This is a genomic window from Mesorhizobium salmacidum (SeqCode), from assembly GCF_037179605.1.
GTDB lineage: Bacteria > Pseudomonadota > Alphaproteobacteria > Rhizobiales > Rhizobiaceae > Mesorhizobium > Mesorhizobium salmacidum.
On sequence record NZ_JAPYKS010000019.1, the window covers coordinates 18871 to 39424 of the forward strand.

General features: G+C 63.3%; 20 protein-coding genes and 2 pseudogenes. 14 read left to right on the forward strand and 8 right to left on the reverse strand.

Annotated elements, in window-relative coordinates; translation table 11 throughout:
- Positions 1-29: 29 nt before the first annotated feature.
- Positions 30-926, reverse strand: coding sequence for an NmrA family NAD(P)-binding protein (locus O7A60_RS23375; RefSeq protein WP_337108188.1), 897 nt, complete (start codon positions 924-926; stop codon positions 30-32).
- Positions 923-1105 carry a DUF1127 domain-containing protein gene (locus tag O7A60_RS23380; protein ID WP_337108189.1) on the reverse strand — a complete coding sequence of 61 codons (183 nt, stop codon included), beginning with the start codon at positions 1103-1105 and terminating at the stop codon, positions 923-925. Before O7A60_RS23380 ends, O7A60_RS23375 begins: the two co-directional genes overlap by 4 nt.
- 215 nt (positions 1106-1320) lie before the next feature.
- Here O7A60_RS23380 and O7A60_RS23385 point away from each other — a divergent pair, with 215 nt between their 5' ends.
- A complete protein-coding gene (locus O7A60_RS23385; RefSeq protein WP_337108190.1) occupies positions 1321-2232 on the forward strand; it encodes a transcriptional regulator GcvA in 912 nt (303 codons plus the stop codon).
- Positions 2233-2303: 71 nt separating this feature from the next.
- On the opposite strand, the gene O7A60_RS23390 is transcribed toward O7A60_RS23385, so the two are convergent.
- Positions 2304-2756 (reverse strand): winged helix-turn-helix transcriptional regulator, encoded by a 453-nt coding sequence (locus O7A60_RS23390; RefSeq protein WP_337108191.1) that lies wholly within the window; start codon positions 2754-2756, stop codon positions 2304-2306.
- Between the two features lie 114 nt (positions 2757-2870).
- Between O7A60_RS23390 and O7A60_RS23395 the strand changes: the two genes are divergently transcribed.
- Both O7A60_RS23395 and O7A60_RS23400 read left to right on the forward strand, forming a co-directional pair.
- Entirely contained in the window at positions 2871-3167 is a 297-nt protein-coding gene (locus O7A60_RS23395; protein WP_337108192.1) for a YciI family protein, read from the forward strand.
- Positions 3168-3215: 48 nt separating this feature from the next.
- Positions 3216-4031 (forward strand): oxidoreductase, encoded by an 816-nt coding sequence (locus tag O7A60_RS23400; protein ID WP_337108193.1) that lies wholly within the window; start codon positions 3216-3218, stop codon positions 4029-4031.
- A gap of 169 nt (positions 4032-4200) precedes the next feature.
- Here the strand turns inward: O7A60_RS23400 and O7A60_RS23405 are convergent, their stop codons facing one another.
- Both O7A60_RS23405 and O7A60_RS23410 read right to left on the reverse strand, forming a co-directional pair.
- Complete coding sequence (locus O7A60_RS23405; protein WP_337108194.1) at positions 4201-4413, reverse strand: tautomerase family protein; 213 nt, start codon at positions 4411-4413, stop codon at positions 4201-4203.
- Between the two features lie 76 nt (positions 4414-4489).
- Positions 4490-5245: an SDR family oxidoreductase gene (locus O7A60_RS23410; protein WP_337108195.1), complete on the reverse strand. Its 756-nt coding sequence runs from the start codon at positions 5243-5245 to the stop codon at positions 4490-4492.
- Between the two features lie 104 nt (positions 5246-5349).
- Here O7A60_RS23410 and O7A60_RS23415 point away from each other — a divergent pair, with 104 nt between their 5' ends.
- The 6 genes and pseudogenes from O7A60_RS23415 (at position 5350) to O7A60_RS23440 (ending at position 10727) form a co-directional block, all read left to right on the forward strand.
- A complete protein-coding gene (locus O7A60_RS23415) occupies positions 5350-6243 on the forward strand; it encodes a LysR family transcriptional regulator (RefSeq protein WP_337108196.1) in 894 nt (297 codons plus the stop codon).
- A 147-nt stretch (positions 6244-6390) separates the two neighbouring features.
- Positions 6391-6838: pseudogene (locus O7A60_RS23420) on the forward strand (AMP-binding protein); the annotation flags it as partial.
- A 170-nt stretch (positions 6839-7008) separates the two neighbouring features.
- Positions 7009-7749 (forward strand): ATP-binding cassette domain-containing protein, encoded by a 741-nt coding sequence (locus O7A60_RS23425; protein WP_337108198.1) that lies wholly within the window; start codon positions 7009-7011, stop codon positions 7747-7749.
- A gap of 55 nt (positions 7750-7804) precedes the next feature.
- Positions 7805-8866, forward strand: coding sequence for an ABC transporter permease (locus O7A60_RS23430; RefSeq protein WP_140508635.1), 1062 nt, complete (start codon positions 7805-7807; stop codon positions 8864-8866).
- A 52-nt stretch (positions 8867-8918) separates the two neighbouring features.
- Positions 8919-9923 (forward strand): sugar-binding protein, encoded by a 1005-nt coding sequence (locus tag O7A60_RS23435; protein ID WP_027144265.1) that lies wholly within the window; start codon positions 8919-8921, stop codon positions 9921-9923.
- Positions 9924-9977: 54 nt separating this feature from the next.
- Positions 9978-10727, forward strand: coding sequence for a glucose 1-dehydrogenase (locus tag O7A60_RS23440; protein WP_140508690.1), 750 nt, complete (start codon positions 9978-9980; stop codon positions 10725-10727).
- A gap of 60 nt (positions 10728-10787) precedes the next feature.
- Here O7A60_RS23440 and O7A60_RS23445 read toward each other — a convergent pair.
- A pseudogene (locus tag O7A60_RS23445) lies at positions 10788-11020 on the reverse strand (LysR family transcriptional regulator); the annotation flags it as partial.
- A 118-nt stretch (positions 11021-11138) separates the two neighbouring features.
- On the opposite strand from O7A60_RS23445, the gene O7A60_RS23450 reads away from it, so the two are divergent.
- A complete protein-coding gene (locus tag O7A60_RS23450; protein WP_337108199.1) occupies positions 11139-11678 on the forward strand; it encodes a hypothetical protein in 540 nt (179 codons plus the stop codon).
- A gap of 712 nt (positions 11679-12390) precedes the next feature.
- Here O7A60_RS23450 and O7A60_RS23455 read toward each other — a convergent pair.
- Complete coding sequence (locus O7A60_RS23455) at positions 12391-13281, reverse strand: LysR family transcriptional regulator (protein WP_337108200.1); 891 nt, start codon at positions 13279-13281, stop codon at positions 12391-12393.
- 192 nt (positions 13282-13473) lie between these two features.
- On the opposite strand from O7A60_RS23455, the gene O7A60_RS23460 reads away from it, so the two are divergent.
- Complete coding sequence (locus O7A60_RS23460; protein ID WP_337108201.1) at positions 13474-14415, forward strand: DMT family transporter; 942 nt, start codon at positions 13474-13476, stop codon at positions 14413-14415.
- A gap of 42 nt (positions 14416-14457) precedes the next feature.
- Positions 14458-15180: a haloacid dehalogenase type II gene (locus O7A60_RS23465; RefSeq protein WP_337108202.1), complete on the forward strand. Its 723-nt coding sequence runs from the start codon at positions 14458-14460 to the stop codon at positions 15178-15180.
- 53 nt (positions 15181-15233) lie between these two features.
- Here O7A60_RS23465 and O7A60_RS23470 read toward each other — a convergent pair whose 3' ends face one another.
- The gene (locus O7A60_RS23470; protein ID WP_337108280.1) at positions 15234-17243 is read right to left on the reverse strand and encodes an ABC transporter ATP-binding protein/permease; all 2010 of its coding nucleotides are present in this window, start codon (positions 17241-17243) and stop codon (positions 15234-15236) included.
- A gap of 174 nt (positions 17244-17417) precedes the next feature.
- On the opposite strand from O7A60_RS23470, the gene O7A60_RS23475 reads away from it, so the two are divergent.
- Complete coding sequence (locus O7A60_RS23475) at positions 17418-18302, forward strand: hypothetical protein (RefSeq protein WP_337108203.1); 885 nt, start codon at positions 17418-17420, stop codon at positions 18300-18302.
- Positions 18303-18516: 214 nt separating this feature from the next.
- Complete coding sequence (gene htpG / locus O7A60_RS23480; RefSeq protein ID WP_337108204.1) at positions 18517-20409, forward strand: molecular chaperone HtpG; 1893 nt, start codon at positions 18517-18519, stop codon at positions 20407-20409.
- The last annotated feature ends 145 nt before the right edge of the window (positions 20410-20554 follow it).

Consider the following 20554-nt stretch of genomic DNA (forward strand, 5'->3'; position numbering starts at 1 on the left):
CGCCGCGCCGTAGAGCACCGCCTTTGCCTTCACAACCTCCGCCCACCCGCGCCCGCCATCGCCACAAAGGCGCTTTCTATGCTTTCGAACCTCAGCTCCGGATAGAGCGTCCTGGCTTCAGGCGTGGCCGTCTCAAGCGCGGTCTCGCCGCGGATCCAGAATGCCCGCAGCAATCCAAGGCCGGGAACCGCCGCGATCAGCGCCTCAAGCTCCTCGGGGCTCATCTGCTTGACGCGCGGCGAGCGGCCGCTCACTTGCCGCCACAGCTCGATCATCGCACTCTGCGTGATCTTGTTCTGCGCGATCCGGATTTCGCCGCGAACGGCGTCGGGATCCTCCAGCGCACGCAAGGTGACCGCCGCGATATCCTTCTCGCTGACAAACGTCGCCGGCACATTGCCTTCGCCATAAAGCGTCACCTCGTCGGGCGGCAGCGGCGACGAGCCGAAGCGCGTGAGGTCGCCCAGTGTCGCCACCCAGGTCGAGAAGAAGCCGTTGGTGTAGATCACCGTATAGGGCAGGTCGGCCTCCCTGACCGCGTCGAAGACGGCCCGCTTGATGTCGAGCGGTTCGATCGAGCCGGGTGCGGCGGCGGCAAAGTCGAGGCCGAAACCGGCGGACGGCACATAGCGGGAGACGCCGGCATCCCTGACGGCGCGCACCAGCGTCATCTCGCTGGCCGACCCGACATGCACCGAACTGATGACCCGATCGACCTTGCCGACAGCGCGCACAAGGCTGTCATAATCGTCGAGATCGCCGACATGCACCGTGGCGCCGAGCTCCTTCAGCGGGTGCATCCGCGCTCCATTGGCCGATGTGGCGGGCCGGACGAGGACGTGCAGGCTGTCGCCATTGCGCGCGCTGGCCTTCGCCATCTCGCTGCCGAGAAGTCCGGTCGCGCCGATGATCAATGTGCTGGTCATATTCCCCTCCCATTGCCGAGAATGGAACCGTCCCAGTCGCGTTCGAGGCCGATGTCATGCAAACGGCGATCGGAAAGCCGGGAGATCTGGCGCAGCGTGCGGCGGCGCTCGAACGCTGCCGCGCCTCGCATGGCAAGGCCGCTCATCGCGGCCCCGATGGGTCGAAGGGTCAAGGTCATAATCCGTCTCCTGTGTTTCACTGGGCGCAAGTCTGCCGATGTCGCCCGGGCGGGGCGAGCATGACGATTGCTCACACTTGTCTGGTCAATTCGGCGCATCGATGAACCGGAAGTCCGGTATGGATGCTTGGTACGCCTGAATATTGGGTCATTCGCGGCTAGACGACAAACGACTCTTTGTGCAGGATTTGTGAGCAACGCTCACAGGTCGAACCATGCCGCGCAGATTGCCGCCCCTCACCGCTTTGCCCGCCTTCGACGCGGCCGCGAGACATTTGAGTTTCTCCAAGGCCGCCGAAGAGCTCAACCTCACCCATGGCGCGGTCAGCCGCGCCATTCGCAACATCGAGGACAGGCTGGGCATCCAGCTCTTCGATCGCGGCACGCGCTCCGTGCGCCTCACCGCTGTCGGCGCGGCCTATGCGGCGGAGGTCGGCAAGGCGCTCGACCAGATCGCCGCCGCCACCATCGCCGCCACGCCCGACCGCTCGACCCGCGTCCTCAACGTCAGCACATCGGACGGCTTCGCTGGCCGCTGGCTGGTGCCGAGGCTGCATCGCTTTCATCGCGCCAATCCCGACATCGACGTGCGGCTGGCGACCTCCGGCGTGCTGGCCGATTTCGTCAGCGACGGCATCGACATATCCATCCGCTACGGCCGTGGCGGCTATACCGGGGTGACGGCGGAATTCCTCGCTGATGAAGAGGTCTTCCCCGTCTGCAGTCCCGAACTCCTGGAAGGCGACCATCCGCTGCGACAGCCCGCGGATTTGAAGCACCACAAGCTGATCCACGATGCCTTCCGCATCGACTGGGCGACATGGCTTGAACAGGCCGGCGTCGAAGGCATCGACCCCAAACGCGGCGTGCGCTTCGATTCCGCCACCTTCGCCGTCGAGGCCGCCGTGCATGGCGAAGGCGTGTTGCTCGGCCGCAGCGCGCTGGTTTCGGCCGACCTCGCGGCAGGCCGGCTGGTCCGGCCCTTCGACCTCGCGTTGAAATCAGCGGCCAGCTACTACGTCGTCTATCCCGAAGGCGCGCTGCGCCAGAAGAAGATCAGGGCCTTTCGCGACTGGCTGTTCGCCGAGATCGCGGTCGACTGGGTCGGCGCGAAGAAGAGCGGCTGATCCGAACGCCCGCCTTCCCTCTTACCGGCGAGATATCGCCGTCCGTTCCGGAGCGGAGGCTACGCAGCCAGTCAGTCCGACGGCTCGTCAGGCCGCTTGGGCATCACGATCTGGATGGGACGGCTGCCTATCGGCGCTCCGGTCCCGCGATCGATGCTGACCGGGTCGATTTCGGTTCCTGTCTCGGCGTCGAAGAACCGGGTGAAATTGCCACCGCCCCGGTGCCTTGCCCCCCATGCGGCGAGCGAAAACAGCACGGGAAGCAAATCCTGACCCGCCTGGGTCAGCACATATTCATCGCGTGGCGGCCGCTCTGAATATCGCCGTTTCTCCAGCAGCCCTTCCTCCGTCAGGGTTGCCAGCCGGCTGGTCAGCATCGTCGGGGCGATGCCGAGGTTCTTGCGAAATTCGTCGAAACGGCTGAGCCCCGCATGGGCGTCGCGCATGATCAGCATGCTCCACGTGTCGCCCACCGAGCCGAGGCTGCGGGCGATCAAACAGGGCTGGTTGGAAAGATTCTTCACGTCGATACCATTTTGATAGTGACTTACTACTAATTTGATAGTATCTGATCCCGCCAGGCCGTTCCACCGAAAAGTGAAGGTGACGGCGGGACATCGCGCCGCTGGAGTTCCCATATGAAGTTCTATCTGTGCAAGTACATCCCGCCCCGCGTCGACTTTCTCGCGACCATGACCGGCGACGAGCGGGAATGGATGAAGCAGCATGGCGCATTTCTGGACGAACTGCTCGATCGCGGACTGATCGTCGCCCATGGTCCGGTGATGGATCCAGGCGGCGGCTATGGCCTGTCGCTCTACCGGATCGCCGAGGACCAGGACATCCAGGCGATAACCTCGCAAGACCCCATCGTGAGGAATGGCGCCGGCCATTACGAACATCACCCCATGCTTCACCTGAGCGTGCGCGGCTGACAGGTCCGTCAGCACAAGCGCCATGACCATGCATCTAAGGATATTGAAATGAGTACCAAAAATCGCGGCGTTGCCGTCGTCACCGGGGCAGCCGGCGGTATCGGGCTTGCAACGGCCAAGGCCCTTCTGTCGGCCGGCTACCGCGTCTTCGGCACGAGCCGGAAAGCCACAACCGGGTCGCCGGCTGGGATCACCATGCTGAGCTGCGACGTGACCGATGCGGACTCCGTCGCACGCATGGTGTCGGAGGTCGTAAGCCAGGCCGGGCGCATCGACCTGCTCGTCAACAATGCCGGCAATGCACTGATCGCGGGCGCCGAAGAATCGTCGGTCGAACAGGCAAAGGCCCTTTTCGACGTCAACGTCTTCGGTCTCATCCGCGTCACAAACGAGGTCCTGCCGATCATGCGGCGCCAGGGCAGCGGCCGGATCGTCAACATCAGCTCGGTCCTCGGCTTTGTCCCCAGCCCGTTCAGCGCGCTCTATACATCCACAAAACATGCCGTCGAGGGCTATTCCGAATCGCTGGATCATGAGGTCCGTCCCTTCGGTGTTCGCGTCCTGCTGGTCGAACCGGCCTTCACCCGCACCGCTCTCGATCACAATGCGACGAAGCCGGACAGGATGATGAGCGTCTATAATCAGGCACGGGCAACGGCGACCGCGGTCTGGAACAGTGCGATCGAAGCCGGCGATGCTCCCGAGATCGTCGGCCAGGCGGTCGTCACCGCGGCCACCGCGACATCGCCGAAGCTGCGCTATCCCGCCAGCAAGCAGGCGCGCCGCCTGTACCTGCTGCGACGGTTTGTTCCCGCGAATGCTTTCGACAAAAGCCTTCGAAAACAGATGAACCTGCCGGCGTGACAAACGCCACCGTTCGGCGGGCCAGTTTTGAGACGCCGCCCTGAACGAAGCGAGACAGGTGGACAGCCAAGAGCTGCCCACCCGGCCCCCGCCACCATACCCCCACGAACGGGCGGACGTTGGTGCGCGCGGCCACAGTCGTCATATGACGGGTATCGCGTTCGGAGGCCTATTGCTTGGCGCGAAAAGCTTCCGGCACGATGAAAACCTCATCGGCGCGGCCATAGCCGCCGTCGGCGACTTCCTCCACCAGCACCATCGTGTAGGGCCGCACGCCCTCGCCGAAAAAATCGACGAACATGGCTGTGGTCCGATGGATGAGGTCTTCCTTCTGCGCCTTGGAGAGGGCCGCCTGCGGCATCTTGATATTGGCGAACGGCATGATCGTTCCTTGTTTCTGGAGGTTGGTTTGAGGTTTTGGGATGGAGCCGGTCGGCAGGCAGCAGCGGCCCGCCGCCTCAGATCACGCCGCCATTGGCGCGGATGATTTGTCCGTTGACCCAGCCGCTGTCCGGCCCGGCTAGGAACGAGACCACGCCGGCAATGTCGTCGGGCTGGCCGAGCCTGCCGAGCGGGATCATTTTGGCCGTGACCTCGATCTGCGCCGCGCTCTTGCCGTCCGTGAACAGCGCCGTCTCGACCGGCCCGGGCGCCACCGCGTTGACGGTGATAGCGCGCGCGCCAAGCTCCTTAGCCAGGATGTGCGTCATCGCCTCGACGGCCGCCTTGGTGGCGGCATAGACGCCGTAACCCGGCTGGTAGAGGCCGACGACGCTGCTCGAGAAATTGACGATGCGGCCGCCATCGCGAAGGCGTTTTGCGCCTTCGCGCATGCCACGGAACACGCCGCCGAGATTGATCGCGACCTGGGTGTCGAAGAAGGTGTCATCGGCCTGTGCGATCGGCGAAAGCTTCATGATGCCGGCATTGTTGATAAGGATGTCGATGCCGCCGAACGCCTTCTCGCCGGCATCGAAAAGGCTGGCGATGCCGGCCGGATCGGCGATGTCGGCCTGCACGGCGATCGCCTTGCCGCCATCGGCTTCGATGGCGCGCACCAGCGCCTCGGCCTCCGTCTGTCCGCGCGCATAATTGACGACGACGGCGATACCGTCGCGGGTGAGCCGCCGCGCGATCGCCGCACCGATGCCCTTGGAGGCGCCGGTCACGATCGCCGCCCTGGTTTGTCCCGTACTTGTTTGGTCAGAAGTCATGGAAGTCTCTCCGTTTTCTCGGTGAGACGGATATAGGCGAGGCCAATTTCCGGATAATCAACCATCTCTTGACATAACTATTCGGAAACTGCGAACAAAGGCCCATGGATCGGCTCGATATGATGCGGCTCTTCGTTCGCGTGCTGGAACGGCGCAGCTTCACCGCTGCCGCCGCCGATCTCGGCCTGCCGCGCTCGACAGCGACGGAAGCGGTCCGGCGGCTGGAAGAGCACCTTGGCGCCCGGCTGCTGGAGCGCACGACGCGCCAGGTGAACGCCACGCAGGACGGCGAGGCCTTTTACCGGCGCTGCCTGTCGATCCTGGCCGAGATCGAGGATGCCGAGGCCGCCTTCCGCGATGCCGAGCCGTTCGGCCTGCTGCGCATCGACGCCAGCACGCTGCTCACCCGCACCTTCCTGTTGCCGCGCCTGCCGGAATTCCTCGTCCGCTTTCCCCGCATCGATTTGCAGATCGGCCAGAGCGACCGGCTGGTCGACCTCGTGCGCGAGGGTGTCGACTGCGTCATCCGCGTCGGCGAACCGCCCGACAGCGGCATGATCATGCGGCGCCTTGGCATGATCCGCGAGATGACCTGCGCCAGCCCCGCCTATCTCTCTCGCCACGGCACGCCCGCCTCCCCCGACGCGCTGGATGGCCATCAGGCGGTCGGCTTCGTCTCCTCGCGCACCGGCGAAGTGCTGCCCTTCGAATTCACCGTCGGCGGTAAGACGCGCGAGGTCAGGCTGCCCGGCCGCGTCGCCGCCAACAATTCCGACACCGCCGCCGACTTGGCGCGGCTCGGCCTCGGCCTCATCCAGGCGCCGCGCTATCGCTTCGAGAAGGACCTCGCCGACGGCACGCTGGTCGAAGTGCTGGCCGAGTACCCGCCTTCGCCCACGCCATTGTCGGCGCTCTACCCGCAGAACCGGCAGCTCTCGCCGCGCCTGCGCGTTTTCCTCGACTGGGCGGCAGGCATCTTCGCCGAGGCGAACTTGTAAGAGCAATTCCAGGAAAAGTGTGTAGCGGTTTTCCGTCCGGAATTGCGTCAACACAAAGGAACAGGCACCCATCGTTGCCCATCGGCGCCGTCTGGTGTCAATGTCGCCGTGACAGCGCGCCACGGGACATGGAGCGCCGCCAGGAGGATTTTCATGAGCACGACACAAGCCGGCTTGCCGCGCTATGACGATGCCGTTGCGGGCTTTCGTATCAAGGATGAGATCGCCAGACTGCGGGGTGACCCTGCGACCGGCATCAACGCCTATGTCGAATGCTGCGGCCGGCACACCGGCGCGTGTCGGCACTGAAGCGGTTGGGCGTCGGCCCGGCGATGTCGTTGCCGGCATGCTGCCGCGCATTCCCGAACTGGTGGCGCTGATCCTCGGCGCCTGGCGCATCGGCGCCGTCTACCAGCCTCTGTTCACCGCCTTCGGCCCGAAAGCGATCGAGCATCGCCTGGGCTACAGCGGCGCAAAGCTGGTGGTCACCAATCCCGCCAATCGCGGCAAGCTCGACGAGGTCGCGAACCCTCCGCAAATCGCCACCATCCTCGGTGCGGGCGATGCGGTGGCTGAAGGCGACATCGATTTCCGCACCACCCATGGGCTGAAATCAATCCGCCAGACCGAACCTCTCCCGCCGTCTCAGTTAAGGTGATCGCCGGAAATCCTAATCCAATAAATCATTGTGTTGAAAGCGTTTCGCTGATTAGCTGTCCTGCATATGGCCGGGACAATTGGCAATGTTGTCCGGAGAGGACCGCGATGCCGGTACTTGAGGTTCGTCACGTCTCCAAGAATTTTGGGGCCATCCAGGCCCTGACGGACGTTAGCTTCCAAGTGGAGCGAGGCGAAGTCGTGGGGCTGATGGGGGACAACGGTGCCGGCAAGTCGACGATAGTCAAAACGGTGGCCGGGAATTTCCCGCCGAACGACGGCGAAATTGTCGTGGACGGCGAGGTTTGTCACTTCCATAAACCCGTCCAAGCGCGGGCCAAAGGTATCGAAGTCGTCTATCAGGATCTCGCGCTCGCCGACAATTTGACGGCCGCGCAGAACGTCTTTCTTGGCCGCGAGATGAAGAAGGGCTTCTGGCCAATCAAGGTGCTCGATAAACAGGCGATGATCGAGCGTTCGGCATCGCTGTTCAAGGAACTGAAATCGGAAACCCGGCCGAGCGACCTCGTTAGGAAGATGTCGGGTGGGCAGCGTCAGGCGGTAGCCATCGCGCGGACACGGCTTTCAAACGCCAAGCTGGTGCTGATGGACGAACCGACCGCCGCTATTTCGGTGCGTCAGGTGGCGGAAGTGCTTGAATTGGTCCGACGCCTCAAAGCGCAAGGGGTTGGCGTCATGTTGATCAGCCATCGCATGCCTGACGTTTTCGCTGTCTCAGATCGTATCATTGTGCTCAGGCGGGGTTCGAAGGTTGCCGACAAGGATGCCGGCGACACATCACCCGAGGAAATCACTGGACTAATAACGGGGGCCATCCGTGGCGAATAGTGCTCGGGAGTCAGTTAGCGTCAGGGAGTCCGCCCGGGAAACCAGCCGACCGGGCATGTCTGAGTTCGTCCCGACCAAGGAAAAGACCGCGCTCCAAAGTGTGATGTCAAGTCAGCCCTTCTGGGTGACGATCGCGCTCATTGCACTCGTCACCTGGATGACTGCCATGGAACCGAGCTTCGGGACTTCCGAAAACGCCGCCAACGTCACGCGCAACTTCGCACCTTTCGGCATCATGGCGCTCGGCATGACGGTGGTGATCATTACTGGTGGCATCGATCTGTCGGTCGGCTCGATCATGGGCCTCGTGGTCATTGTCGCCGGCCTGTTTCTGACCTGGCACTATCCCTGGTACGTGGCCTTCGCCATCGGCCTTTTCGCCGGTATGGCTTGCGGCGCGGTCAATGGTTTCTTCGTCGCTTATGTCGGAATGCCATCCTTCGTGGTCACCCTGGGCATGCTGTCCGCGGCGCGCTCGCTCGCCGTCGTATTTTCGGCCAACCAAATGCTCTACCAATTCGGCCCCGATGCTCCAATCGTGAAAGCGATCGGTCAGTGGAGATGGCCGCTGCATGGGCCCGAGCACTGGGCACCGCACTGGATACCAGAACTGTCATCGCAATTCTGGACCATGGTGGTTCTGGCCCTGATCGTCGGCTTCGTGTTCAATTTTACTGCCTGGGCCCGGCATCTCTTCGCCATCGGCGGCAATGAGGACGCGGCACGGCTCACCGGCGTTCCGGTCGACTGGATCAAATTCGAGGCCTACGTCTTCTCGGCTTTCACCGCCTCGCTCGCCTCTCTCCTGCTCCTCGGCTACAACGGCTCAGCCATCAACGCCATGGGCCAGGGGTACGAACTGCGCGTGATCGCCGCGACAGTCATTGGCGGCGCCAGCCTCATGGGCGGCGCCGGCACGGCCTTCGGCGCGATCATCGGTTCAGCCTTCCTGGAGGTGATCAGGAACGCTCTGCTGATGGCCGGCATCGATTCAAATTGGCAGGGTGCCTTCGTCGGCGCCTTCATCGTTCTTGCGGTTCTCCTGGGCATGCAAACCGGCGGCAAATCCATTCTCGCCAAGTCGCTGGCCGTCTTGATGCCCAAGAAAAGCCGCTAGAAACCCGCCGGCGGGAGGCCTGCGGGACGTCCAGCTAGGAGGAGAACGTGACATGAAAAAACATCTGCTGACGGCGGCCGTGGCGCTTGGCGCAATGGTGCTCGCCGTTTCCGGCGCCCAGGCGAAATATACGTTCGCCCTGGTACCGAAGAACATGAACAATCCCTTTTTCGACCAGGCACGCGACGGTTGCAAGAAAGCCGAAGCTGAATCGAAGGGCGCCGTGGAGTGCATGTATATAGGCCCCGGCGAGCATGGCGGCGGCGACGAGCAGGTTCAGATCGTGCAGGATCTCGTAGCCAAGAAGGTGGACGGCATCGCCGTGTCGCCATCGAATGCCGCGGCGATGGCGGTTGCGCTGCAGGCCGCCAAGGAAGCCGGTATCCCGGTGCTCACCTGGGATTCCGACCTCCTGCCCGAGAATAAGGAGCTTCGCGCCGCCTATATCGGCACCCACAATTATGAGATCGGTGTGAACCTTGCCAAGCTGGCCATGCAGGTCAAGCCCAAGGGGGGCACGATCTGCATCCAATCGGGCGGCGCGGCGGCGGCCAACCACAATGAACGCATGCAGGGCATTCGCGATACGCTTTCGGGCACCAAATCGGCCGCCTCACCCGGGGACCGGCTAACCGGCCAGAACGGCTGGACCGAAATCGAAGGCTGTCCGCTCTATACCAACGATGATTTTCCTCTTTCGGTGCAGCAGTTTGAAGACATCATGGCGAAGAACCCGAATCTCGACGCGTTCATCCCAACCGGTGGTTTCCCGCAGTTCATCCCCGACGCCAACCGTGCTGCGGTCGCACCGTACAAGGACAAGATCGCCAAGAAGGAACTGGCGCTGGTCGTTGCCGATACCTTGCCCACCCAAATTGAACAAATGAAGGAAGGATACTCCCTCGGGCAGGTTGGCCAGCGCCCGTTCGAAATGGGCTACAAGACGATGATGGCACTGAAGGATATGAAGGACGGCAAGGCTCCGCCGGCTGACCCGACCTACACGGGCCTCGACGTTTGTACTCCACAGACAGCGGATACCTGCGTCGCCAAATAGTGCTTTTGTCTAAAGGGCGGGAGGAAGCTCCCGCCCCTTGCTACAGGAACCTTTATGTCGCAATTGTTCTCGCTCAAGGGCCGTGTCGCATTGGTGACGGGCGCTTCGCGTGGACTCGGCTTCGCCATGGCCAAGGCACTTGCCGAGAACGGCGCGACGGTGATCGTCAATGCCCGCGACATCCACGCCCTGTCAGCAGCGGCGGAAAGGATCGGTGCCGAAGCCCTGCCGTTCGATGTCACCGATGCGGCGATCTCGAAGGCATCGCTCGAAGGAATGGTCGAACGCCATGGCCGTCTGGATATTCTGATCAACAACGCTGGCATCCAGCATCGCAGGCCGTTGGTGGAATGGGAGGACGAGGATTTCGACAGGGTGATTGCCGTCAATCTTTCGTCCTGCTTTCGAATGATCCGCGACGCCGTGCGCTTGATGCTGCCCAACAAGTTTGGGCGTATCATCAACACCGGATCGGTTGCAGGGATCCTTGGCCGTCCCACCATTCATGCCTATGTGGCCGCGAAGGCGGGCCTGCATGGATTGACACGCTCCACTGCAGCTGAGATGGGCCGTCACGGCATCACGATCAACGCGATCGCGCCCGGGTATTTCGCAACGGAACTCAACACCGCGCTAATGAACGACGAAGCCTTCACCAAATGGGTCGAAGCGCGGACCCCTGCAGGCCGCTGGGCCCGGGCTGAGGAACTCGGTGGAGCCGCGGTGTTTCTCGCCTCAGATGCTGCCGCCTACGTCAATGGACATGTATTGGCCGTCGACGGAGGTCTATCGGTTTCGCTCTGAACCGCTAGCTGCTTTCACCATCTGTCGGGGCGTGTGCCAGGGCGATAGAGATCGCCTGCCACTAAAAATTGCCGAAGCCCTCGAACATTCGAACACCGTTCCCTCGTCCTGGCCGAGATCGAGACCCCATCGGCGATAGAAGCAGTTGTCGAAAGACAGGAACAGGAACGGGTCCCCTTTCGCCAGGATCAGCTCGGGCGACTTCACCCAATGCAGGCTCTCGCGGAAGAGCAGGATGTCGGTGGGCCGGACCTCATGCTGAACACCTGGATGATGGCCGCATCGAGCGCCCCCCAACAGGAAACTTCCGAGACCGCAGAGAGCGCGGCATCATCATGATTGCGATCGGAAGGAACAATGCGGAAAGGGCCTCGTTGGTGGGGTGGCACGTTTGCTTGTAGGTTGCTGCCGATGAAACTCGAGGACGAAGCCCGCCACAAATCCGAAGATGTGGACAATGCAGTCCTCACAGACGTCGTGCTTGCCTTGCAGCGGCGGGTCGAGGTGAACCACGATTTCGATATCCCTTATCTTGCCGGTTACAGCGAGGATGGACGAACCGTCTATATCGACCGCCACTTACCGCGCACCATGGCGTCGCAAGGCCGGGCCGTAAGGCTTGCGCCCTTTTTGGTCACGCATGAAGTGGTCGAGAAATCGCTCTTGGACAAATTGCGACTTCACTATCTGCATGCCCACCAAATAGCGCTGCGGACGGAGCGAGATGCCGTCCGCGCAGCCCGTGTTTCATGGCAGGCCTACCAGGCCCTGATGAAGAGCAACGAGAAGCCCATCGACGCGGAGAAGGTGAAGGCCGTCCCTCACGACCTCGACCTGACGCCCTATCGAGATTTGAAAGATTTCCCAGTGCTGGATCGGTTGGTCAAAGCGGCCCAGGGATCGAAAGGCATGGACAGATCGCAGCCGTCCGCGAAGAACCGCGCCAGATGATGAGCGGGTGAATAGGGAGGGCTTGACCTCCTTCCCTGCCAACGCGCCTGACAGGGATCGTCGACCTGACCAACGGCTCAACCGTATCTACCGATAGTAGTGCCTGTGATGTCGTCTGTGGTGGTGATGCCGGTGCGGGTAATAGTACCGGTGATAATACCTGTGGTGGTATCGGAAGTACGGTCGATATGGCTGATAATACGAGCCGTAGTATGGGCCGTAATACGGGTTGTAATACGGATTGTAATAGGGTCGGTAGGGGAATGGCGGGCCTCCGAAACCACCAAAAAAACCACCGAACGGTGAGAACAGAAATTGCGCCTTGGTTGGTGAAGTCACAGCGGCTGTGGCAGCAAGCGCGAGCACAGATGCCAATATCAGCTTTCTCACGGTTACCTCCATTAGTTCGAGATTAAATAACGCGAACGCCGGCTGACTCGTTCCTTGCGTTCCGCAACCCATCCCAGCCGCTGCCGTGTGAAATTCAAAAGGCCGCCACCGCAGGAAGCGGGCTATTGCGTCGGATTGACCGAGGCGGCGCGGGCAAGGCGTTGAGGCGCCACGCTCCCGTTTCGCCGACAGCTCGGATCAGCGATTGACATCGCGCATGTCATGGATGCGGCACAAAAGCAGACGTCCAGCATCGATCGGCTCATGGAGGGAAAAGCAAGACTTTCTTGAATCCAGAACGCCACGCCTCTCCGCCATCCCCTCACACCGCGATCTGCAGCGTCCCGTGGCGTCTCACCTCGGCCTCGATCTCCTTCACCAGCGTCTCCAGCGCGGGGTTGCGGGGGTTGCGGGCGCGGCGGATGACGTAGGCGAGGTCCGGAGGCTTGGGGAACTGCGTGTCGGCGATCTCCATGCCGGGCTGCAGGTGCCGCTGGCTGAGCAGCGCGACGCCGAGCCCGGAGGTCACGCCGGCGATGATGCCGGCGGCGCTCGAACATTCGAATACGATCTCGAACACCGTTCCCTCGTCCTGACCGAGATCGAGGCCCCAACGGCGATAGAAGCAGTTGTCGTCGAAGGACAGGAACGGGACCGGATCCCCTTTCGACAGGATCAGCTCGGGCGACTTCACCCAATGCAGGCTCTCGCGGAAGAGCAGGATGTCGGTGGGCCGGACCTCGTGCTGGAACACCTGGATGATGGCCGCATCGAGTGCCCCCTCGCCCAGCAGCTTCTGCAAGGCCAGGCTCATGCGCACTTGCGTGCGCACGCTCACCTCAGGGTAGAGCCGGCGAAACCGGCCAAGAATGCGCGACAGGTCCGTGCAGGTCGTATCCTCGGTCATCCCCAACGCGATCTTTCCTTGCAGCGTGCTTTTCGACAGGCTCAGGATCGCCTCGTCATGGATGCCCAGGATGCGCCTGGCATAGTCCAGCAGATCCTGCCCTGAACTGGTGAACATCGGCGCATTGGCCTTGCGGCTGAGGATTTCGCAGTCGAGGCTCGCTTCCAGCCGCCTGATCTTGTGGCTGACAGCCGACTGCGACAGGCCCAGCACCTCGGCCGCGCGGGTGACGCCGCCATGTTTCTCGATCGCCACCATCGCCCGCAAGGCATCGACATCCAGGCGGCGGCTCGTCACTCCAGCCATGACAATCCTCGTTTGAAACGAAAGCGGCGCTCCCAAATCCTCGCGCAGAACCTGTCCGCAGGCAAATTGAAATGCCAGATTTAGTGGCAATTTCATGGATGCATCGAAATTTGTCATGTGCAAACGCGTGCGCACCGCCATAAGTCCGCCCCGGCACGCATTCAACCCCGGACCCATTCAACGAATGACCGCATGACGCTCCCGAAACATCAGCCCCATCGCCTGGCCTGGCCGCTTATGGCGGCCGCGCTGGTCGTCAGCTGGAGTTCCGGCTTCGTCGGCATCCGCTACGCCAGCGAGAGTGCCGACGTCATGCTGGTGCTGTTCTGGCGGACCTTGATGTCGGGACTGATCCTTCTGCCCTTCGCGCTCATGATCGGGCCGCGCATCGGCGCACGCGCCCTGATGCGGCAGATGGCGTTCGGCGTGGCGATGATGTTCCTCTATCTCGGCGGCTTCGCGCTTGCCATCGGCCAGCGCGTACCGACCGGCCTGGTCGCGCTGATCTCGGACCTCGTCCCCCTCGCCATCGCGGCACTGTCGCAGCCCATCCTGGGCCACCGGCTGACATCGAGGCAATGGACCGGAACGGCGCTCGGGGCGCTGGGCGTGCTGATCGTCTCGCTCAACAGCCTCAGCTTCGGAACGGCGCCGGGCTGGGCATATATGGTGACCATCGCGTCCATGATGGTTTTCGCCCTGGCGACCGTGCTGCAGAAACGGATGGGGACGATCGACATGCCCATCCACCAGGGCCTGTGCATCCAATGCCTGACGGCGGCGATGCTTTTTGCCGCCTGCGCGGGCTGGAATGGCGGGCTGATGCCGCCGCTTGATGGCCGGTTCGGGTTCGGCATCGCCTGGCTGGTGCTGTTTTCGACCTTCTTCTGCTACGGCGTCTACTATGTGAGCCTGCGCCTCCACAGCGCCGCGCAGGTCAGCAGCGTGATCTATCTCAGCCCGCCGGTGACGATGCTCTGGGCCTGGCTGCTCTTCGGCGAGCCGCTTTCGGCGGCGATGTTCCTCGGCCTTGCGGTGACGCTGTTCGGCGTCTGGCTGACGTCGCCGCGCGGCACGGTATCCAAGGGCGAGACAAGTCTAGGCCCGATCGGGCAACCGGCCGATTTGTCGTGATCCCGCACCAAACCAACCATGGACCCCAAGGGAGTGAACCCCATGAAGCTGACTGATTTCAAGGCCCTGACCTTCGACTGCTACGGCACCCTCATAGATTGGGAATCCGGCATGATCGAAGCCCTGAAGCCGCTGACCGGACGGGTTGGCCGCGGCCTCGGCCGCGACGAGATCCTGCAGGCGCATGCAAGGCATGAATCCAGCCAGCAGAACTGGACGCCGCAAAAACGCTACTGCGATCTTCTCGCTGTCGTCTACAAACGGCTCGCCGAGGAATGGGGCGTCGTGGCCACGCCGGAGGAATGCATCGCCTATGGCCAAAGCGTGAAGGATTGGCCGGCCTTTGCCGACACCGCCGCCGCCCTGCAATACCTCAAGAAGCACTACAGGCTGATCATCCTCTCCAATGTCGACAATACGAGCTTCTCCTTCAGCAACAGGAAGCTCGGCGTCGATTTCGATGCGATCTACACGGCGGAGGACATTGGCTCCTACAAGCCGTCGCCCCGGAATTTCGACTATATGCTTGAAAAGCTTGCGACGCTCGGGATTGGCGACAAGGAGGTCCTGCACACGGCCGAAAGCCTGTTCCACGATCACACCGTCGCCAACCGGCTGGGCCTGGCATCGTGCTGGATCCACCGCCGGCACGCCGATCAGGGTTTTGGGGCCACGATGCATCCCGGCGACATGCCGAAGGTGGACTTCCGCTTCGACAGCATGGCCGACCTCGCGGAGGCGCACAGGGAGGAATTGCGTGCCTGATGGAAGGGCGCGCCGGCCCCATCCCGGCGGAAGCCCAACTCGCCTGACGGCCATCAAGTCTTTTTACGGTCGGCGCCGCGCTTTTCGGCCCGCCCACCGGAACCCCACAAGGCGCGGCCGAGCAAGCCCCTGCGCCGGCGCGGGACAAGATCGATATCGCTGACGAGCTTGGCGCCGCCCTTGCGCCGCTCGAGCGTGATCTTGCGGCTGTGGAACGCCTCCAGTTCGGCCCGGTGCGCCACGCTCAAGATGGTCACATTGGGCAATTCCTGGATGATGGTCTCCATCATCCTGTCCTGGCTCTTCTCGTCGAGTGCCGCCGTTGCCTCATCCAGCACGATGATGTCGGGCGCGTGCAGGAGGAGCCGCGCGAAGGCCAGCCGCTGCTTCTCGCCGCCCGACAGGGTCTGGTCCCATGGCGCCTCTTCGTCGATCCGGTCGCCGAGATAAGCGAGCCCCACCTTGTCGAGGGCGGCCCTGATCTGTGGAACCGTCCAGTCATCGGCGGCACCTGGATAGGCGGCCGCCCGGCGCAGCGTGCCCGAAGGAATGTAGGGGCGCTGCGGCAGCATGAACAAGCGCTTGCCGGGGTGGAAATCGACGCTGCCGCCACCCCACGGCCACAGCCCCGCTATCGCCCGCACCAGCGTGCTCTTGCCCGTACCGGATTCGCCGGCCACCAGCAGCCGCTCGCCCGGTTGGATCACGACCTCGGTTTCCTTGACCACGGCGGTGCCGTCATCGAGCGACACGGAGAGATTGTTGAGGCTGAGCATCGTATCGTCCTTGGTCTGGCCGCGAGTGATGCGCCCGAGCGCGTCGCTCTCTTCCGCGCGCTCGAGCCCGTCGAGCGACATCATCAGCGAGGCAATGCGCCGTGCCGAGGCGTTCCAGTCGGCAAGACGCGGGTAGTTGTCGACCAGCCATCCGAACGCGCCCTGCACGATGGCAAAGGCCGATGCCGCCTGCATGACCTGCCCGAGCGACATCGAGCCCTCGAGGAATTTTGGCGCGCACAAAAGCACCGGCACCACGGGCGCGAACAGGCTCGATCCTTGAGAGACCAGCGCCGTGCGCATGTGCTGGCCCGCAAGCATCGCCCACCGCTTCAGCACGCCGGCGAAAGTCCTGTCGATGCCGCTGCGTTCCTCCTGCTCGCCGCCGAGCAAGGCGATGCTCTCGCCGTTTTCGCGCACACGCATCAGCGTGTAGCGAAATTCCGCTTCCGCCTGGTTCTTCTGCTCGGAGAGTTCGACGAAATGCCGGCCGATGACCACCATCGAGGTGGAGGTGATGGCCGCATAGATGACCGCGGTGATGACGAGGAAGCCTGGAATGGTGATGTTGGCCCCGCCGATCGGCAGCGTCAGCGCGCCGCCGATCGTCCACAGCACGACGATGAAGGTCGAGGCCGCCAGGAAGGCGTTGAGCACGCCGGAGACGAAATCGACGGGCGATTCGGTGGCGATCCGCAGATCGTCGGCGATGCGGGCCTCCGGGTTCTGGTGATCGCCGCTGACGAGATTGAGCTGGTAGTAGCGGCCATTGGTGAGCCAGCGGCCGATGACCGATGTGGTGAGCCAGGAGCGCCAGCGCCGCTGGATGGTCATGCGCAGGTAAACCTGCGCGACGACGAGGCTGGCGCTTCCAAGCACCAGCGGCACGAACACGGCGCTCAGGAAATAGACGGTCGGTGCATTGCGCTGTTCGATGGCATCGAAGATCGAGCGGTTCCAGACATTGATCCCGTACTGGAAGCCGACATTGACGCAGATCATAATCAGGAGTCCGATCGTGAATGGCCAGGCGAGCTTGTCGCCGCGGCGGCTCCAATAACCGCGCGCGCTGATCCAGAAACGCTTCAGCAGATATTTCTTGCGCGCCTGCTCGGCCTGTTCGGGGCTCAGTTGCGGATCGGGTTCCCCCGCCGCTGGCGGCGGTGCGGCCTCGCCCACGACCTCGGAGGCGGCCTCGACATCGGGTGCCTTCTCCCGGCGGGGCTTGCTGGCACCGTTTGGCTTGGCGCCGCCGGCCGGCTTCGGTTTGGGTTTGATGTCTGCCACAACGGCCATAACGGCGTGGAAATCGGAAGGTTTCATTGTCCTTCTCCATATGACGGCCTCCCACCGTGCGAAGGCTGTCCTGGTACTCCGATATCTGCAACGCCTCGGCAGGCATCACCGCCGCACAATCGCCACCAAGCCACGCGAAGAGCTTGTAAAAACGGAGGTTCCACGATGCGTCTGGTCTGGACTTTGGTGTTCGCGCTGGCAGGCGGTGCGGCCTATGCCGCTTCGCCGGAGGACGACTACATCGCCGCGCGCGATAAGGCGGTATCAGCCATCGCGGCGATGGAAAGCGCGAACGCTCCCGTCGAGACACTCGATGCTGCCAGTGAAAAGGCCCGCGCCGATCTCGAGCAGCGCCTTTCGGCACTTCTCGGGCCTTTCACGGTCAAGGGTTTTCCGGCGGCCGGCACGATCAACATCGAAAGCCTCAGTTCCTCCGATGTCGGCTTTGGCATGCTGGACGGGCTGCGCCACGGCACTGAGGACGGCCCCAGCATCGTGGTATCGACGCGCGGGCTGGTCGAGCGCTGGCTCCAATCGCGCGCCGCCGAGACGGATGCCGATCTCAAACTGCCCACCAGCTTCGACGCGGCGCTGAAGCTCGATGCCTTCTACACCCAGGCCATCGGCAGCGACGCCGCTTTCACCGGCACGCTCGACTTCATCCTGAAGACGCCCGATGGCGCCGACATGGCGATTGCCCGCCTCGGCGGCTGGGCACAGGATGTCGGGCCGAACTACGACCAGGAGGTCGTCGTCACGCTCGTTAGGGGCAACAGCGTCATGATCGCCGAGGCGCCCGCGACGCCCCCCGTCCCGAAGATCGCGGCCTGCGACGCGGTCTGGACCGCCGCCGACGCCGCCGCGCAGAAACTGGTCAAGCAAGCCACCGGCGACGGCGACGACAATACATCCGATGCCGCCGACGCCGCCTGGGCAAAAGGCGACAGCGACTTCCGCGCCTGCATGGCCAAGAACCTGCCCGACAACCCCGTCTTCCCCGCACTGCTTGCCCAGGCGCAGACGCTTGCCGACCACATGGCGGGCAAGTAGGGCGCGGAAGCTGCCAATCTCCCCCACGGGGGGAGATCGGCTATTTCGCTGTCAGCGCCGTTTCCGCCCCCTTGCGGCCCCCGCACCCCATGACGATATTGTCGGCGCGCTGGCCTTGCTGAACGCGGTTGCCAGCACGGTTGAAAATGGTTGAAAGGAAGTCCTGAACGCGCCATGGCGCGGCGGGCGGATGAACAGCGTGGGAAACTCGGCAATGACGACAGACACAAAAGCGACGGAAACCAAGGCATTCGAGGCGGATGTTTCGCGGCTGCTGCACATGATGGTGCACTCGGTCTATTCCGATAAGGATGTCTTCCTGCGTGAACTGATTTCCAACGCCGCTGACGCCTGCGAGAAGCTGCGCTTCGAGGCCGTCAGTCATCCGGAATTGCTGGCCGACGATCCGAAACCCCGCATCTCGATATCGGCCGACGCCGACAGCAAGCTGATCACCGTCGAGGACAACGGCATCGGCATGAGCCGCGACGACATGACGGAGGCGCTGGGCACGATCGCGCGCTCGGGCACGCGCGCCTTTATCGAGCGCGTCGGTGCGGGCAATGCCAGCGAAGACACGCAGCTCATCGGCCAGTTCGGCGTCGGCTTCTACTCCGCCTTCATGGTGGCGACCCGGGTCGACGTCATCAGCCGCCTGGCGGGAAGCGACGAGGCCTGGCGCTGGTCGTCCGACGGCAAGGGTTCCTACGAGATCGCGCCCGCCCCGCTCGAAGCGGCACCCAGGCGCGGCACCCGCGTCGTGCTGCATCTGATGGACGATGCCGTGTCCTACACGGGATCCTACCGGCTCGAGCAACTGGCCAAGTCGCAGTCGGGCCACGTGCCGGTGCCGATCACGCTGATCGAGAAACCCGGCGCCGAGGCGCGCGACATTGCCGATGGCACGGCGCTTTGGGTCAGGCCGAAGAGTGAGATCAAGCCCGAGGAATACACCGATTTCTACCGTGGCCTCTCCGGCCAGTATGACGAGCCGGCCGCCACCATCCATTTCCGCGCCGAAGGCCGGCAGGAATACAGCGTACTGGCCTTCGTGCCCGGCTCGCGTCCCTTCGATCTCTTCGACCAGGACCGCAAGGGCCGTATGAAACTCTATGTGCGCCGCGTCTTCATCACCGACGAGGCCGATTTGTTGCCGCGCTACCTGCGCTTCATGCGTGGGCTGGTCGATTCCGCCGACCTGCCGCTCAACGTCTCGCGCGAGATGATCCAGGAAAGCCCGCTGCTGGCCGCGATCCGCAAGGGCCTGACCAACCGCGTCCTCGGCGATCTCGCTAAGCTGGCGGAGAACGAGGCCGAGGCTTATGCCAAAATCTGGGAGAATTTCGGCGTCGTCCTCAAGGAAGGGCTCTACGAGGACCATGAGCGGCGCGAGCAGCTCTTGAAGCTCGCCCGCTTCCGTTCGACCACCTCGGGCGAAAATTGGCGCGGCCTTGCCGACTATGTCTCGGCGATGAAGGAAGGCCAGAAGGCGATCTTCTTCATGGCCGGCGACGACCGCGCGCGGCTCGAAGCCTCGCCGCAGCTCGAAGGTTTCAAGGCACGCGGTATCGAGGTGCTGCTGCTCACCGACCCCGTCGACAGTTTCTGGACGTCGATGGCGCCGGAGTTCGACGGCAAGCCGTTCAAGTCGGTGACGCAGGGCGTGGCCGAACTTTCCGAGATTCCCTTGCTCGATGATGCGAAGAAGCCGGACACCGCGGCGACGCCCGAAGTCGATGGCTTCCTGGCCTTCGTCAAGGCGGCGCTTGGCGATGCCGTCTCGGATGTGAAGCCTTCCGACCGCCTGACCGAAAGCGCGGTCTGCCTGGTGGCGCCCGAACATGGTCCGGACCGGCAGTTCGAGCGGCTGCTCAACGCCGCCGGCCGCCTCGACAAGACGGCCAAACCGATCCTCGAAATCAACCCGCGCCACGAGCGCGTCCTGGCGCTCGCCGGCCTCGGCGACGACGAACAGGCCTTCAAGGACGATGCCGCCCACCTTCTCTACGACGAGGCGCGCGTGCTCGACGGCGACAAGCCGGCCGACGCCAGGGCATTCTCGGAGCGCCTTGCCCGGCTGATCGCGCGCGGCATCTCGAAGGGCTGAGGCGCGCCGACCAGCCGTCCTCGGCGTGTTTGTCGATCGAGCTTGCAAGACGGGGTTGCACGGCGCCCCGTCTACCGACAAATTTCGACGTCTCTCGCAGCCGGCGAGGCGTTGAAGTCCACTGGCTCAATCGCCGACTGTAGAC

Coding starts and splice junctions, on each gene's coding strand:
- O7A60_RS23455 (WP_337108200.1), bottom strand. CDS start 13,281: ATGGCTGGAGTGACGAGCCGCCGCCTGGATGTCGATGCCTTGCGGGCG.
- O7A60_RS23400 (WP_337108193.1), top strand. CDS start 3,216: ATGAGTACCAAAAATCGCGGCGTTGCCGTCGTCACCGGGGCAGCCGGC.
- O7A60_RS23425 (WP_337108198.1), top strand. CDS start 7,009: ATGCCGGTACTTGAGGTTCGTCACGTCTCCAAGAATTTTGGGGCCATC.
- O7A60_RS23375 (WP_337108188.1), bottom strand. CDS start 926: ATGACCAGCACATTGATCATCGGCGCGACCGGACTTCTCGGCAGCGAG.
- O7A60_RS23380 (WP_337108189.1), bottom strand. CDS start 1,105: ATGACCTTGACCCTTCGACCCATCGGGGCCGCGATGAGCGGCCTTGCC.
- O7A60_RS23410 (WP_337108195.1), bottom strand. CDS start 5,245: ATGACTTCTGACCAAACAAGTACGGGACAAACCAGGGCGGCGATCGTG.
- O7A60_RS23430 (WP_140508635.1), top strand. CDS start 7,805: ATGTCTGAGTTCGTCCCGACCAAGGAAAAGACCGCGCTCCAAAGTGTG.
- O7A60_RS23475 (WP_337108203.1), top strand. CDS start 17,418: ATGCGTCTGGTCTGGACTTTGGTGTTCGCGCTGGCAGGCGGTGCGGCC.
- O7A60_RS23395 (WP_337108192.1), top strand. CDS start 2,871: ATGAAGTTCTATCTGTGCAAGTACATCCCGCCCCGCGTCGACTTTCTC.
- O7A60_RS23405 (WP_337108194.1), bottom strand. CDS start 4,413: ATGCCGTTCGCCAATATCAAGATGCCGCAGGCGGCCCTCTCCAAGGCG.
- O7A60_RS23415 (WP_337108196.1), top strand. CDS start 5,350: ATGGATCGGCTCGATATGATGCGGCTCTTCGTTCGCGTGCTGGAACGG.
- O7A60_RS23440 (WP_140508690.1), top strand. CDS start 9,978: ATGTCGCAATTGTTCTCGCTCAAGGGCCGTGTCGCATTGGTGACGGGC.
- O7A60_RS23465 (WP_337108202.1), top strand. CDS start 14,458: ATGAAGCTGACTGATTTCAAGGCCCTGACCTTCGACTGCTACGGCACC.
- O7A60_RS23435 (WP_027144265.1), top strand. CDS start 8,919: ATGAAAAAACATCTGCTGACGGCGGCCGTGGCGCTTGGCGCAATGGTG.
- O7A60_RS23460 (WP_337108201.1), top strand. CDS start 13,474: ATGACGCTCCCGAAACATCAGCCCCATCGCCTGGCCTGGCCGCTTATG.
- O7A60_RS23450 (WP_337108199.1), top strand. CDS start 11,139: ATGAAACTCGAGGACGAAGCCCGCCACAAATCCGAAGATGTGGACAAT.
- O7A60_RS23385 (WP_337108190.1), top strand. CDS start 1,321: ATGCCGCGCAGATTGCCGCCCCTCACCGCTTTGCCCGCCTTCGACGCG.
- htpG (WP_337108204.1), top strand. CDS start 18,517: ATGACGACAGACACAAAAGCGACGGAAACCAAGGCATTCGAGGCGGAT.